Source organism: Wenzhouxiangella sp. 15190, assembly GCF_003417465.1.
GTDB lineage: Bacteria > Pseudomonadota > Gammaproteobacteria > Xanthomonadales > Wenzhouxiangellaceae > Wenzhouxiangella.
Genome location: NZ_QVMV01000048.1, coordinates 1 through 14359 on the forward strand (window position 1 = coordinate 1; position 14359 = coordinate 14359).

Sequence of the window (14359 nt, forward strand, 5' to 3'; positions counted from 1 at the left end):
ACTTTTTTCGCGCGAGAAAAAAGTAACTCGCCGCAAGAGCCTGCGAAGCAGGCCGGGCGAAACCGCCTTTGACTTGTCGAGGACGCCCCAGCGCCCGGTGTCGCCAACCCATCCAACGCCTCGAGGCGTGAAGATGCCTGTTTGAAACAAAAAAGCGCCCACCGAAGTGGGCGCCCGTCTCCCTTCCCGTAAGGGATGGAAACATTACGGCATGATCACCGTATCGATGACGTGGATGACGCCGTTGGACGTTTCGATGTCGGTCTTGATGACCGTGGCATCGTCGATCTTGACCGTGTCGCCGTCGACCGTGATGTCGACCGTCGAACCCTGAACGGTTTCGGCCTCGGACAGGTTGACCACGTCGGCCGCCTTCACTTTGCCGGCGACCACGTGGTAGGTCAGCACACTGGTCAGGGCGTCCTTGTCGGCCAGCAGGGCGTTGAGGTCGGCTTCCGGGATCTTGGCGAAAGCCTCGTCGGTCGGGGCGAAGACGGTGAACGGGCCTTCGCCCGAGAGCGTTTCGACCAGGCCGGCTTCCTTGACCGCGGTCACCAGGGTGTCGAACTGGCCGGCGGCGACGGCCGTCTCGACGATGTTCTTGCCTTCCTTCTTGCCATGATCCTTGTCCTTGCCGCCGTGATGGTCGGCGAGAACCGCGGTGGAGGCGGCCAGGACCATGGTGGCGCCAGCGAGTGTCATCAGTTTGCGAACGTTCATGCTTGATCTCCGGTTGGTTTCAGTCAGTCGCCCGTATCGGCGATGAGCGCATCATGCGCCAGGGCGATGAAGGCGGAATCAAGCTGAAATGAAGGATTTGTGCGGGTTGTGTGAGGGAAAGATCAACGCCCGGCGTCGATTTTGTCCAGCAGTTGCCGGGTGTCGGTCAGCGCCGGGTGCGACGCATCGTCGTGAAGCTGCCGATAGGTGCCCAGGGCCTGTTGCGCGTACTCGGATGCCTGCTCGAAATTGCGACTGCGCAAATGCAGTTCAGCCAGCGTCCTGAGATTGTCGGCGACGTGGTGATGGCGCTCGCCCAGTTCGGCGCGATTCATGACCAGCGCACGTTGAAGCAGGTCGACGGCGCGCTCGAAATCGCCGAGCACCATGTGGGTGGTGCCCAGGTTGGCCATTACCAGGGCAATGTCGTGGTGGGATTCGCCGTAACGGTTGCGGTAGATCGTGAGCGCCTTGTCCAGTAGTCGAAGGGCTTCGGCATGGTTGCCCTGGGCCCGCGCGACGCTGGCCATCGCGTTGTAGAGCACGGCGACCGAGGGATGGTCTTCCCCCATGCTCGCCTCGCGGATGGCGAGTGCCTGTTCGTAGTATTTCCCGGCCTCGTCGTACTGCTCCAGGTTGGCGTATGCCCAACCCATCTGGTAGAGCACGCTGCCCACGGCCGGATGGTCCGCGCTGAAGGCATTGCGGCGAATCGCCAGGGCCTCCCGAAAGGCCGGCAGCGCTTCTTCGGCCCGACCGGTCTGTACCAGAAGCGAGGCCAGGTTGGTCAGCGAAAAGCTGGTGGTGGGATGATCCTCGCCCAGCACGTCTCGGCGCAGTTCGATGGCGCGCTCGTAGTGATCGCGCGCCAGCTCGTTGCGGTCGGCCGTGGCGTGCAGCAGCGCGAGATTGTTGTAGGACTCGGCCAGCTCGGCGCTGCCCGGCTGGTGTTCCAGGCGGATGGCGAGGGCCTGTTCGAGCCGTTCGCGCGCCTCGTCGAGGCGGCCCAGGGAATACAGCGTCAGGCCCAGGCCGTTGATGAAGCCGGCGCGAAGCGGCGGCGCTTCGTCGGCGACCAGTGCCAGCGCCCGCCGGTGAGCCGATTCGGCCTCCCGGTAGCGACCCTGCGAGGCGAGCGTGTTGGCTCGCAGCGCCCAGGACTCGGCCCGGGCCCGGGGGGTGGCGTCGGGTTCGGATTCGAGCACTTCGACCGCTTCCAGCGCCAGCCGGCCGGCCTGCTCGTAATCGGCCAGGCCGCGGTGGACGCGGGCCAGGATCCGGTACATCTCGGCCTGGACCTGCGGCGTTTCATTGAGCACGCGGATGCGTTCGGCGCCCCGGTCGACCAGGTCGCGTGCACTCAGTTCGTGTTGCCGTGCACGCCACGGGTCGGCCTGCTCGAAAAGACCGACGAGAAATTCGCTCACCCGTTCGGTCTTGCTGGCTTCCAGCCTCGCACGGTCGCGTTCGACCGACGCCTGCCGGGCTTGCCAGCTCGTCCCCGCCAGCCCGAGTACCAGCAGCACGGCGGCGAGCGCGCTCAGGCCCATGGCAAACGGATTGCGCTGAACGAAACGGGTGGCCACATAGCGGCGCGACGGCGCGCGGACCCGTACCGGCTGGCAACATTGATAGCGTTCGATGTCACGAATCAGGCCGGAGACGGAAGCGTAGCGTTCCTCCGGCTGAACCGTGCAGGCGGTGGCGATGATCGCCGCCAGGTCATCGCGACGCGGACAATGCCGGCCCAGGCGCATCGCCACGCTTTGGGAATCACCGGCATGCTCCGGGTCCAGCCGGTTGCCGGTGAGCATCCAGAAAAGAAGCGCACCCAGCGACCACAGGTCGGATTGCGTGGAGACGGGTTCGCCGGCGCGCAGTTCCGGTGCCGACCAGGCCGGTGTGAGCCCACGAATGCGATTCTGCGGGTCGTCGGTTTCGCCGGCGAGCAACCGGGCCACACCGAAGTCCAGCAGCCTTACCCGACCATCGTCGCCGAGGCGGACATTGGCCGGCTTGATGTCGCCGTGGACGACGCGGCGCTGATGGGCGTGACTGACTGCCTCGGCCAGTCGCAGAAAATGACGCAGACAGGCCAGGCAGTCGTCGGCGTGGTCGTCTCGACAGCGGTGCAGGTCGCGACCGCTGACCCATTCCATCACCAGCCAGGCCTGTCCGTCGTTGGTCGTGCCGCCGTCGAGAATGCGCGCGATATTGGGGTGATTGAGCCGGGCCAGCAGCTGACGCTCCAGGGTCAGGCGGGTACGCAACCGACGATCGCGCCGCATGCGAATGACCTTGACGGCCGCCTCCATTTCGAAGGCGCCGTCGGCCCGTTCGGCGCGGTAGACATGGCCCATGCCGCCGCGCCCGACCAGTTGCGTGAGCTCCCAGGCACCCAGGCGGGTGCCCCGAGGCAGTTCGGCATCGTCGCCGTCGAGCTCGGTGACGGCCGAGTCGGCCACCTCCCGGATCATGGCCTCGAGGTGGTCGGCCTTGTCCGAGAGCGCCTCGAGCAGCGGACCCAGCCAGCGTGTCAGTCGGGGGCAACGCCGGGCGAGCCGGCGCAGGCGTTCGGCACGTTGATCCTCGTCGAGCTCGAGCAAGCGCTCGAACTCGGCGTCGAGAACCCGCCGCCTCAGCGGCGTCAGTCGCCCGGCCCGCTTGCTCATTGTCAGCCGGGCACGGGGTCAGTCGAGCATGCGCTGGTACTGCTCGGTGGCGCGGTCGTCGGGCACGATGAGGCTGAAGATCCAGCCGGCCAGCGCCGCGAAAATGGCGCCCGGCAGGATTTCGTAGACATCGAACAAACCGCCCTCCATCGGCGCCCAGACCACGACCGTCACGCCACCGGCGAGCATGCCGGCAATCGCGCCGGCACGGCTCATGCGCGACCAGAACAGGGACATCACGATTACCGGACCGAAGGCCGCACCCAGGCCGGCCCAGGCGTAGGCGACCAGCTCGAGCACCTTGCTTTCCGGATCGCGCGCGAACCAGAACGCGACCAGCGCGATCACGATCACCGAGATGCGACCCACCCACACCAGTTCGGTCTGGCTGGCGTCGGGGCGTAGCAGGCCTTTCCAGAAGTCCTCGGATACGACCGAGGAGGCCACCAGAAGCTGCGAGTCGGCCGTTGACATGATGGCGGCCAGGATCGCGGCCAGACAGATGCCGGCAACCAGCGGATGGAAGAGCACGTCGACCAGGCGCATGAACACCTTCTCGGTGTCGGCACCGGTGAGCGTGGTCTCGAGTCCGCCGATACCGGCCAGGCCGACCAGCAGTGCCGCGACCAGGCCGATGGCCGCCCAACTCACTGCGATTCGCCGCGCGGTCGTCAGTTGGCCGACTTCGCGAATGCCCATGAAGCGCGCCAGGATGTGCGGCTGGCCGAAGTAGCCCAGGCCCCAGGCCATTGCCGAGATAATTGCGATCACGCCGATGGCTTCGCCGGACGCATTGGTAAAGGGGTTGAGCAGTTCGGGGTTCTTGGCATTGACCGCCTCAAACAGGCCAGTATCGCCGGTGCTGAAGACCATGATCGGCACCGCCACCAGCGCCAGCAGCATCAGCAGGGCTTGCAGGGCATCGGTCCAGCTGACCGCCAGGTATCCGCCGAGAAAGGTATAGATGATGATTGCCAACACGCCGGTCGATACGGCCCACATGTAGGACAGGCCGAAGACTTCCTCGAACAGCCGGCCACCGGCGACCAGGCCGGAGGCAACATAAGCCGAGAAGAACAGGAAGATGAAGAGACCCGGCAGGATGCGCAGGATGCGCGAGTTGTCGGCAAAGCGCCGCTGGAAATAGTCCGGCAGGGTGAGCGAGTCGTCGAGCCGCTCGGTGGCGGTGCGCAGCCGCGTGGCGACCACCAGCCAGTTGAGCCAGGTGCCGATGAGCAGGCCCAGCGCGATCCAGCCAGCCTCCAGGCCGCTGACATAGGCCGCACCCGGCAGGCCCAGCAGCAGCCAGCCGCTCATGTCGGACGCGCCGGCCGACAGCGCCGTGACGCCGCTGCCCAGCGATCGGCCGCCGAGAATGTAGTCCGAAAGGTCCTGCGTGCGCCGCCAGGCGATGACGCCCAGGGTCAGCAGGGCTACGAAATAGAGTGCAAAGGTGATATAGACGCCACTCATAAACGTGCTCTCCCTCTTGTCATTGAACCGCCGGCCCCCGGTCCCTCCGCATTGGCCAGCCGATTGTTGCGGTCGATATTAGCACGGCGATTGAAGCTGGAAGATTGCTTGACAAATGTGCGTCGTCATGTTCATGCTAAAAAGATAGTGACTTTCGTCACTTGTATAAATTCAACTATAAGTTCAACCAGGCACTTTCAAGTTTGTCCTTCAGCCAGCCCGAAAGCGAATCCGAAACCGGCTCTTTACCCCGCCAGGGGGAAGGCCGGCCGGCCAATGGGTGGGCAGCTTCCCGGGGACTTTTGGGGAGCGGGATGAGAGGGACCTTGATTCATCCCCCAACCCTACTCAGAGGAGATCTTCAATGAAGCACGCCAAACTGCGGCTGACTGCCGTTATCGGTGCAGTCGGCCTGATGTTTTGTACTTACGCGATGGGCGACGACAATCGCTACATCATCCAGTTTGCGCCGGGCCAGGCCGGCCAGGGCGTTGCCGCGGTCAAGGCCATGGGCGGCGACATCAACATCGACCTGACCGACCGCAGCGTCAACGCCATTGCGGCCACGCTGCCGGAACAGGCGCTCAACGGACTGCAGAGCAATCCCAACGTGCTCAACATCGAGGAAGACTCGCGGGTCTACCCGATGGCCGAGACCGTGCCCTATGGCATCACGATGGTCCAGGCCGACCAGCTCAGCGACGCGGACGCCGGCGGCAAGAACGTCTGCATCATCGACTCGGGTTACCACGCCGGTCACTTCGATCTCGAAGCCAACCCGGTCAATGGGCTCAACCTCAGCGGCAGCGGCGACCCGTTCACCGACAGCTGTGGTCACGGCACGCACGTGGCCGGCACCATTGCTGCCGTCAACAACGGCGACGGCGTGATCGGTGTGATGCCGGGCGCCAACATCAACCTGACCATCGCCAAGGTCTTCGGTGACGACGACTGGACTTCCGGCTCCTGCGGCTGGAGCTACAGCTCGAGCACCATCCAGGCGGCCTATGAATGTGCCGACGCCGGCGCGGACGTGATCAACATGAGCCTCGGCGGCAGCACCGCTTCGAGCACGGCCGAACAGGGCTTCCAGGATCTGCTCGATCAGGGCGTCCTCTCGATCGCCGCCGCTGGTAACGACGGCACCACCGGTTACAGCTACCCGGCTTCCTACGACGCCGTGGTTTCCGTGGCTGCCATCGACGATACCAAGACCGTGGCCGACTTCTCGCAGAAGAACGACCAGGTCGAACTGGCCGGCCCGGGCGTCGGCGTGCTGAGCACGGTTCCGACCATCAGCGCCACGGCGGAAGTGGCCGGCACGAGCTACACCGTTTCGGCACTCGACGGTTCCGAGAGCACCACGGGCTCGGGCAGTATCGTTGACGGCGGTCTCTGCGACAGCGCTGGCAGCTGGTCGGGCAACGTTGTGATGTGTGAACGTGGTTCGATTTCCTTCGGCGACAAGGTGGCAAACGTCGAATCCGGCGGTGGATCCGCTGCCATCATCTATAACAATGAACCCGGCAGCTTCCTGGGCTTGATTGAATGCAACGGCCCTTCCTGGCGTGCCTGTTCAGCCATTCCGGCAGTGACCATGAACCAGTCGGATGGTCAGTTCATCGTGGGCAACGAGCTGGGCAGCAGCGCCACGGTCTCGACCGTCGCCACCGCGCCGGCCGATGGCTATGACAGCTATGACGGCACGTCGATGGCCACGCCGCACGTGGTCGGTGTCGCTGCCCTGGTCTGGAGCCAGGTGCCGACGGCCACGGCCACCGAAATCCGCGCTGCCCTGGCGGCCACGGCTGAAGACCTCGGCTCCGGCGGTCGCGACAACAGCTACGGCTATGGCCTGGTTCAGGCCGCTGACGCAGTCGCCTATCTCGGCGGTGGCGGCGGCGGTGGCAACACCGCGCCGACGGCCTCGTTCACCTATTCCTGCACCGACCTGTCGTGCTCCTTCGACGGCACCGGCTCCAGCGACGCCGACGGTGACTCGCTGAGCTACAGCTGGGAATTCGGCGACGGTGGCACGGCCAGCGGTTCGACCGCCAGCCACACCTATGCCAATGACGGCAGCTACACCGTCACCCTGACCGTCAGCGACGGCGAAGCTAGCGACAGCGACAGCCAGACGGTCACCGTCAGCGGCCCGACCGAAGAAAACGAAGCGCCGGCGGCCTCGTTCACGTCCTCGTGCACCGACCTGGGCTGCTCCTTCGACGGTTCGGGTTCCAGCGACAGTGACGGTTCCATCGTCTCGTATGACTGGGACTTCGGCGACGGCAACACGGGCAGCGGCTCGACCACTAGCCATAGCTATGGGGCCGGCGGCACCTACACCGTGACCCTGACCGTGACCGACGATGACGGTGCGAGCGACACCGCCAGCCAGAGCGTGACGGTCGAAGAGCCAAGCGCGGGCGGCATCACCCTGTCGGCTTCCGGCTACAAGGAGCGTGGCCGTCACAACGTCGATCTGGCCTGGGACGGTGCCGAGTCCACCAACGTCGATATCTATCTCGACGGCAGTGTGCTTGAAACCACGGCCAACGACGGGGCTTATACCTGGTCGAGCAACAATCGCGGCGGCGCCACCTACACCTTCCAGGTGTGTGAAGCCGGCACGAGCACCTGCTCGGACAGCGTGACGGTCGTTTTCTGATCGCGCTCACGCGATAAGTCCTGAAAGACGGACAAGGCCCGGTCACCGCTCGGTGGTCGGGCCTTTTTTATGCATATTCGTGACTTTTGCGGGATGCATGCTCACGCCCGATCGGTTAATTTGACCGCCCTGTTTCCAATCCACCATCGGGATAATCCATGAAAAACATCGTTTCATGCGTAACGGCGGCCGTCGTGCTGTGCAGCGCTTCGGCAGGTTTCGCAAGCGACGGCGGCGAACCGACCCGCCTGCTCAGTCACCCCACGGTTTCGGCCGACCACCTGGCCTTCGTGTATGCGGGCGACCTGTGGGTCAGCGACCGCGACGGCAATGACCCGCGCCGCCTGACCAGTGCGGCGGCCGAGGAGAACAACCCATACTTCTCGCCCAACGGCGAGCACATCGCCTATGCCGCCGAATACGAAGGCAACACCGACGTGTACGTCATTTCGGTCGAAGGTGGTCAGCCCACGCGCCTGACCTGGCATCCCGGTAACGATGTGCCGGTGGGCTGGAGCGCCGACGGCAGCGCAGTCGCTTTTGCCTCGCGGCGCGAGACCGACCATGGCCGGTCGGCGCAGCTGTGGCACGTGCCGGTTGACGGCGGTGCGCCGGCCAGGCAGATGGAAGCACGCTTTTTCCGCGGCCGCTGGGATCGTGATGGTGAGCGCCTGGCCTACATCGATCACGGCCCGGCCTACAACGGTCTCTATGGCGGTTCGGCCGGCTGGCGCGGCTATCGTGGCGGCACCACGCCGTCGATCCGCGTCATCGAGCCCGGCGAGGGCGAAGTGGTCGGGGTGCCCGGCGAGCGCGTCAACGATATCCAGCCGTTCTGGATGGGCGAAAAGGTGGTCTTCATTTCCGACCGCCACGAAAAACGCCTGAACCTGCACGCCTTCGACACCGCCTCCGGCGAGATCGAACGCCTGACCGACCAGGCCGATTGGGACGTGCACTGGGCCGACGGTCATGGCGATGACGTCGTGTTCGAAGCCGGCGGCGAGCTGCACGAACTGAATATCGCCAGCGGCGAGCGCCGCACGCTTGAAATCACGCTCAACCCCGACCTGCCGCAGCAGCGGATCGAATGGCAGAGTGTCCAGGGCAACATCGAGCGCGTGGGGATCTCGCCCAACGGCAAGCGTGTACTCGTCACCGCCCGCGGCGAGATTTTCACGGTACCGGCCGAGCACGGTTCGACCCGAAATCTGACGGTGTCCGACGGCCAGCGCGAATACCCCGCCCTGTGGTCGCCCGAGGGCGACCGGATCGCCTGGATCGTCGAGTCGCTCGAGGGCCAGGAACTGCTCGTCGCCGATCAGCACGGCGAGGTGAACGAACGCCACGAGCTGGGGCCGGATTTCTATCAGCTCGAGGCCTGGGACGCGGCCGAAGGCCGCATTGCTTACTCCGACAACGGCGTGAGCCTGTTCGTGATCGATCTCGAAGACGGCGGTCGCGACGAGATTGCGCGCTCGGCGCGTATGGGCAATTACGACGTGGCTTTTTCGCCCGACGGCCGCTGGCTGGCCTACACCGTCAACCGCGATAACTATCTGAGCGACCTGATGGTTCACGACTTCGATTCGGACGAGTCGACTCGCGTCAGCGACGGTATGGCCGACGTGGCTTCGCCGGCCTTCGGCCGTGACGGCAAGTATCTCTACATGGCCGCCTCGACCAACGCCGGACCCATCCAGTTCGGGCTGGACATGTCGACGCAGGAGCGCCCCTACCGCGCCGGCATTTATGCCCTGGTGCTGGCCGAAGACGCCGAGTCGCCGCTGGCCCCGCGCACCGGCGACGAGGAGCCGGACGAGGACAATGGTGATGAAAAGGGTGACAAGAACGGCGAGGACAACGGCAAGGAAACAGATGACAAGGACGTCGAGGTTCGCATCGATTTCGACGGCCTGGCCGAGCGCATGGTCGCCCTGCCGGTGGCCAAGGGCAATTACCGTGACCTGCAGGTCGCCGGCGACGGCAGCCTGTTCTGGATGCGCTATCCGCAGCCGGGTTCGACCGTGGAAATGCCGGGCGAGAACCGCATCGACGAGAACCGCCTGATGCGCTTCGATTTCGAAGAGCGCGAAGCCTCGACGGTCTTCACCGGCCTCAACGGTTTCGACATCAGCTCGGCCGGCAGTCACCTGCTAATCAGCTCCAACGGATCGGTGCAGGTGGCCGAGGCCGGTGAAAAGATCGAGCCCGAATCGGTCGACCTGTCGGGCCTGCGCATGCAGATCGATCCCGAGGCCGAATGGGCGCAGATCTTCGATGAAGGCTGGCGCATGCAGAAGGAATTCTTCTATGCCGACAACCTGCACGGCCTCGACTGGGATGCAGTCTACGAACAATACCGCCCGCTGGTCGACCATGTCGGCCGGCGCGAGGATCTCAATGCCCTGATGGTCGAGATGATCGCCGAACTGCACGCAGGCCACAATCGTGTCGGCGGCGGCGATGTCCACAGCGAGTCCGGCCCCGGTGCCGGCCTGCTCGGCGCCAATTTCACCATCGATGACGATCATTGGCGCATCGAACGCATCTATACAGGCGAGTCCTGGAATGCCTTCCTGCAGGGGCCGCTGGCCCAGCCGGGCAACGAAGCGCGCGAGGGCGAGTACATCCTGGCGGTCAACGGCCGCGAGATCGACGCCGATGACAATCTCTACGAACACCTCTACAACACCGTCGGCGAGCAGGTCATCGTGACGGTCGGGCCGGACCCGGACGGCGACGACGCGCGCGAGATCATCGTCGAGCCGGTCGACAGCGAAGGTGAGCTGCGCCTGTGGGCCTGGGTCGAGGCCAACCGCAAGGCCGTCAATGAGGCCACCGACGGTCGCGTGGGCTACGTCTACCTGCCCAATACTGCCGGTGCCGGCTACACCTTCTTCAACCGGATGTTCTTCGCACAGCTCGACCGCGAGGCGGTGATCATCGACGAGCGTGGAAACGGCGGCGGCCAGGCTGCCGACTACATCGTCGAGGTGCTCTCGCGCCCGCACCTGTCCAACTGGGTCTACCGCCACGGCGAACTCTCGCGCACGCCCTTCGGCGCGCTGCACGGACCCAAGCTGATGATGATCGACCAGGACGCCGGTTCCGGCGGCGATTATCTGCCCTATGCCTTCCGCGAGCTCGATATCGGCCCGCTGCTGGGGACGCGCACCTGGGGTGGGCTGATCGGCATCTATGCCAATCCGGGCTTCGTCGACGGCGGCACGATGACCGTGCCCCACTTCCGCTTCGTCGACGCTGACAACAACTGGTCGGTGGAAAACGAGGGCGTGGCGCCGGATATCGCCGTCGAGCTGGACCCGGTGGCGACCAACAACGGCACCGACAGCCAGCTGCAGGCGGCCATCGATCAGATTCGGGCGATGCTCGAAAACTATTCGGACGACGTCCCGGACGAGGCGCCGCCGTTGCCGACCGAGCTCGGTCAGTAGACGGGAGAATCAAAAAACAGGATCGCGGCCGCGGAACCCGGGCTGGTGCTAACCCTGCGCGCCGTGCTTCAGGCGCTGAGTTCGATCACGACCGTCAGTGCGAGCAGGGCGATGACTGTGGCGCTGATGCCCATCCGCATGCGCCGGTACCAGCCCGGCTGGATGTGGCGCAGCCACAGATACTCGGCCGTCCAGTGCAGGGCGAAGAGTACGGCCAGCAGGAGCGCGGCAGAGATCGTGGGCAGCACGAAGGCGGGCAAGCCGGCGAGCACGATCAGGATGCTGGCAATCAGCGGGGCCTCCGGCTCCTGGGGTTTGTCCAGCGCGGTGGCCCAGAGCGTGCCGCCCATGAAGGCCAGGATCAGCACGCCGTAGCCGACCAGCAGTTCGAGCAGCCAATCCGGTGCCCCGGTCCAGGCGACCAGTGTCCAGGCGGCAAACGGCAGTACGCCGGCCCATCCGAGAATTCTTGCGGTTTGCTGCCTGCTGCGCATGCGCCTTTCTCCCATCGAGTTCATTTCTGCCGCGAACCATCGACAGGATAGCTGCCGAGCATTCGGAACTCTTCACATGATAGTCGAACACCTTTCCGAACCGGTCAAGCCGAGAACCCCCGATCACCCGCATGGACTAAAATAAGAAGCTGCTCATGCAGTTCGGTCGCGGTGTCGGAGTTTCTCGTATTTTTCGTACCCTGGGAGTTCAGTTGGCTGGTCCAGATCAGTGTCTGGGGCGCCTTGCTGCTGTACTTCAATGGTCTGCGGAACAGCGCATCGGGCGAGTTGCCCGGTTACGGGCCGGTTATCGGGTTCGTGCTCGGCGTGGTGCTGATGTACCTGGTCACGCAGACGCGCTTCGACTACTGGTCGCAGTACATGTTCTTCGTTCATCGCGGCCAGCACCTGGTGCTGCACCACCTCGCACCCTTCCTGATCGCGCTGGCCATGCCGGCGCCGGTGCTCGCACGCGGTATTCCGCAACCGGTTCGCGCCTGGTTTGCCGAACGACGCCGGCTGCGCGCGACGTGGGTCGCTGTTTACCGCTGGCTGCAGCAGCCGGCCATCGCCTGCGTGCTGTTCGTCGGCCTGATCGCCTTCTGGCTGACGCCGGAGATCCATTTCGACGCCATGCTCAACGTGACGCTGTACTGGATCATGAACTGGTCGATGGCGCTCGACGGGCTGCTGTTCTGGTGGCTGATGTTCGAACACGGAAAACGCGGAATTACGCCCAGACTGGGTTACGGCACGCGCGTACTGCTTTTGTTCGCCGTGATGGTGCCGCAAATCGTGATCGGGGCCAGCATTACCTTCGCCGATGCCAACTGGTTCGAGGTCTACGCCGTCTGCGGCCGGGCCTGGCCGCTTGATCCGATGACCGACCAGCAGATCGGCGGGCTGATCACCTGGATTCCGGCGGCCATGATGAGCGTGATCGGTGCGCTCGTGATTCTGCGATTCTGGATCTACGACGACGCGGCGCGCCACGCTGCAAACCCGGCCGGGGCCGAGCCTGAACCGGGCCATACGACGCAAAGGAGCTAAAGGCATGAAAATCGTTTCTGGTGTACTGCTTGTCATCGTCCTGTTGGCCGGCGCGCTGTGGTGGGTGTCCGACATGGCGCCGGCCGAGCCGATCGAGATCGAGAACCCGCGCGTGCGCCTGGTACCCGGTGGGGCGCCGATGGCTGGCTATTTCTCGATCACCAATCATACGGATGCCCCGATCCGCCTGGTGTCGGCGGCCTCGGACGCCTTCGGCCACGTCATGATTCACCGCACGGTGGTCACCGACGGCGGCGCCCGCATGGAGCACCAGGACCAGGGTGTACTGGTGGGCGCGGGCGAGACCGTGGCTTTCGAGCCCAAGGGACTGCATCTGATGCTGATGCGTGCCCAGCGTGAACTCGAGGTCGGTGACGCCGTCGACGTGGTGTTCGGTTTCGAGGGCGTCGAGCCGGCCGAGTACCGCGTGACGTTTACCGTGGTGCCGGTCACTTCGTCATGAACCTGCCTCGCCTGGGTCTGATGCTGGCGGCGCTCCTCGCTCTGGCCGCCTGCGGCGAGGAAGGCTGGCACGGCAAGTCCATCGAAGGGCTCATGCCCGAGCTTGAATTCCGGCTGACCTCTGAGACCGGCGAGACGGTGACCGAGCAGGTGTTCGAAGGACGCCCGGTGGCCATGTATTTCGGCTTTACCCACTGTCCCGACATCTGCCCCGCGACCCTGGCCCGCCTGGTTGCGGCCGTGCGCCGTCTGCCCGAACCCCAACAGGAGCGGTTGCAGCTGGCCTTCGTCAGCGTCGATCCCGAGCGCGATGGGCCCGAGCAGCTGCGTGACTACACGGACGCCTTCAGCGAGCGCATGCTTGGCCTGACCGGGACCCAGAAGCAGCTCAAGACGCTCACACGCCGCTACCGCACCACCTACGGCTACGAGGAGCGCCGGGAGGACGGCAGTTACGAGGTCAGCCACAGTTCGGCCATCTTCGTCTTCGATGCCGACCTCGAACCGCGTTTGATGTTGCTCGACAGTCTGGGGGTGGCCGAGATCGCCGCCGACCTGGAGCGACTGCTGCAATAATCGGGGTAAACCTTGATTTACAGGCGATTCTGGGGTATAAAGTCCGGCTCGATTTGCAACCAATCCAATTTCAGGAACATTCGTCATGTCCCGAGTGTGTCAGGTGACCGGCAAAGGCCCGCTGGTCGGCAATAATGTGTCTCACGCCAATAACAGAACCAGGAAGCGGTCGCTGCCGAATTTGCACAGCCACCGGTTCTGGGTCGAGAGCGAAAATCGCTGGGTCAAGCTGCGTGTCTCGGCAAAGGGGCTGCGCATCATCGACAAGAACGGCATCGATCAGGTCCTGTCCGACCTGCGTGCCCGCGGCGAACACGTTTAAGGAGCTCTCACCATGTCCAATAGCGCGCGTGACAAGATCAGGATGGTTTCCAGTGCCGGAACCGGGCACTTCTACACCACCGACAAGAACAAGAAGAACACTCCGCACAAGCTGGAGATGAAGAAGTACGATCCGGTGGTGCGCAAGCACGTCATGTACAAGGAAGCCAAGATCAAGTAAGGGTTCCGCTCTCGCGGAGGCTCTTCGGAAACGCCGGGCTCTGCCCGGCGTTTTTCGTTGTGGACGGTGTTGGCTCTAGGTCGGTTGGTGCGACCGGTCGCGGTGCGGGTCTCGACACTTCAAAAGCTGTTTCGCCCGGCTTGCTTCGCAGGCTCTTGCGGCGAGCTACTTTTTTCTCGCGCGAAAAAAGTAGCCAAAAGCGCGCTGAAAAGATTGCGGAGGCGCCGCAGGAACAAGCTGGTGTGCGGGCTTCAGTATTTTGCCTCCGTCTTCGCTCCAGCTCC

11 protein-coding genes are annotated in these 14359 nt (G+C 64.4%); 7 read left to right on the forward strand and 4 right to left on the reverse strand.

All coding sequences use genetic code 11. The features are described 5' to 3' along the window. Positions 1 to 204: 204 nt before the first annotated feature. The 3 genes from DZK26_RS12190 to putP all read right to left on the reverse strand — a co-directional run bounded on the left by DZK26_RS12190 (position 205) and on the right by putP (position 4865). Positions 205 to 720: a fasciclin domain-containing protein gene (locus DZK26_RS12190; protein WP_116898617.1), complete on the reverse strand. Its 516-nt coding sequence runs from the start codon at positions 718 to 720 to the stop codon at positions 205 to 207. 122 nt (positions 721 to 842) lie between these two features. Further along, entirely contained in the window at positions 843 to 3392 is a 2550-nt protein-coding gene (locus DZK26_RS12195; RefSeq protein ID WP_116898616.1) for a tetratricopeptide repeat protein, read from the reverse strand. A gap of 18 nt (positions 3393 to 3410) precedes the next feature. Then, on the reverse strand, positions 3411 to 4865 hold the full coding sequence (putP, locus tag DZK26_RS12200) for a sodium/proline symporter PutP (protein ID WP_116898615.1): 1455 nt from the start codon (positions 4863 to 4865) through the stop codon (positions 3411 to 3413). A gap of 364 nt (positions 4866 to 5229) precedes the next feature. Between putP and DZK26_RS12205 the strand changes: the two genes are divergently transcribed. Together DZK26_RS12205 and DZK26_RS12210 are read left to right on the forward strand one after the other, a co-directional pair. Continuing rightward, positions 5230 to 7533, forward strand: coding sequence for a PKD domain-containing protein (locus DZK26_RS12205; protein WP_116898614.1), 2304 nt, complete (start codon positions 5230 to 5232; stop codon positions 7531 to 7533). A 158-nt stretch (positions 7534 to 7691) separates the two neighbouring features. Further along, positions 7692 to 10991: a S41 family peptidase gene (locus tag DZK26_RS12210; protein ID WP_116898613.1), complete on the forward strand. Its 3300-nt coding sequence runs from the start codon at positions 7692 to 7694 to the stop codon at positions 10989 to 10991. Positions 10992 to 11059: 68 nt separating this feature from the next. On the opposite strand, the gene DZK26_RS12215 is transcribed toward DZK26_RS12210, so the two are convergent. Further along, on the reverse strand, positions 11060 to 11485 hold the full coding sequence (locus tag DZK26_RS12215) for a DUF3429 domain-containing protein (protein ID WP_181918423.1): 426 nt from the start codon (positions 11483 to 11485) through the stop codon (positions 11060 to 11062). Positions 11486 to 11656: 171 nt separating this feature from the next. Between DZK26_RS12215 and DZK26_RS12220 the strand changes: the two genes are divergently transcribed. From DZK26_RS12220 to rpmG, 5 genes are all read left to right on the forward strand, one after another. Further along, entirely contained in the window at positions 11657 to 12535 is an 879-nt protein-coding gene (locus tag DZK26_RS12220) for a cytochrome c oxidase assembly protein (RefSeq protein ID WP_181918422.1), read from the forward strand. 4 nt (positions 12536 to 12539) lie between these two features. Next, positions 12540 to 12998, forward strand: a complete 459-nt coding sequence (locus tag DZK26_RS12225) for a copper chaperone PCu(A)C (RefSeq protein ID WP_116898611.1) — start codon at positions 12540 to 12542, stop codon at positions 12996 to 12998. After that, positions 12995 to 13573, forward strand: a complete 579-nt coding sequence (locus DZK26_RS12230) for an SCO family protein (RefSeq protein ID WP_116898610.1) — start codon at positions 12995 to 12997, stop codon at positions 13571 to 13573. Before DZK26_RS12225 ends, DZK26_RS12230 begins: the two co-directional genes overlap by 4 nt. A gap of 85 nt (positions 13574 to 13658) precedes the next feature. After that, positions 13659 to 13895: a 50S ribosomal protein L28 gene (gene rpmB / locus DZK26_RS12235; protein ID WP_116898609.1), complete on the forward strand. Its 237-nt coding sequence runs from the start codon at positions 13659 to 13661 to the stop codon at positions 13893 to 13895. Between the two features lie 12 nt (positions 13896 to 13907). Further along, positions 13908 to 14075 (forward strand): 50S ribosomal protein L33, encoded by a 168-nt coding sequence (gene rpmG / locus DZK26_RS12240; protein WP_116898608.1) that lies wholly within the window; start codon positions 13908 to 13910, stop codon positions 14073 to 14075. Positions 14076 to 14359: the final 284 nt, after the last annotated feature.

Coding starts and splice junctions, on each gene's coding strand:
- DZK26_RS12190 (WP_116898617.1), bottom strand. CDS start 720: ATGAACGTTCGCAAACTGATGACACTCGCTGGCGCCACCATGGTCCTG.
- DZK26_RS12195 (WP_116898616.1), bottom strand. CDS start 3,392: ATGAGCAAGCGGGCCGGGCGACTGACGCCGCTGAGGCGGCGGGTTCTC.
- putP (WP_116898615.1), bottom strand. CDS start 4,865: ATGAGTGGCGTCTATATCACCTTTGCACTCTATTTCGTAGCCCTGCTG.
- DZK26_RS12205 (WP_116898614.1), top strand. CDS start 5,230: ATGAAGCACGCCAAACTGCGGCTGACTGCCGTTATCGGTGCAGTCGGC.
- DZK26_RS12210 (WP_116898613.1), top strand. CDS start 7,692: ATGAAAAACATCGTTTCATGCGTAACGGCGGCCGTCGTGCTGTGCAGC.
- DZK26_RS12215 (WP_181918423.1), bottom strand. CDS start 11,485: ATGCGCAGCAGGCAGCAAACCGCAAGAATTCTCGGATGGGCCGGCGTA.
- DZK26_RS12225 (WP_116898611.1), top strand. CDS start 12,540: ATGAAAATCGTTTCTGGTGTACTGCTTGTCATCGTCCTGTTGGCCGGC.
- DZK26_RS12230 (WP_116898610.1), top strand. CDS start 12,995: ATGAACCTGCCTCGCCTGGGTCTGATGCTGGCGGCGCTCCTCGCTCTG.
- rpmB (WP_116898609.1), top strand. CDS start 13,659: ATGTCCCGAGTGTGTCAGGTGACCGGCAAAGGCCCGCTGGTCGGCAAT.
- rpmG (WP_116898608.1), top strand. CDS start 13,908: ATGTCCAATAGCGCGCGTGACAAGATCAGGATGGTTTCCAGTGCCGGA.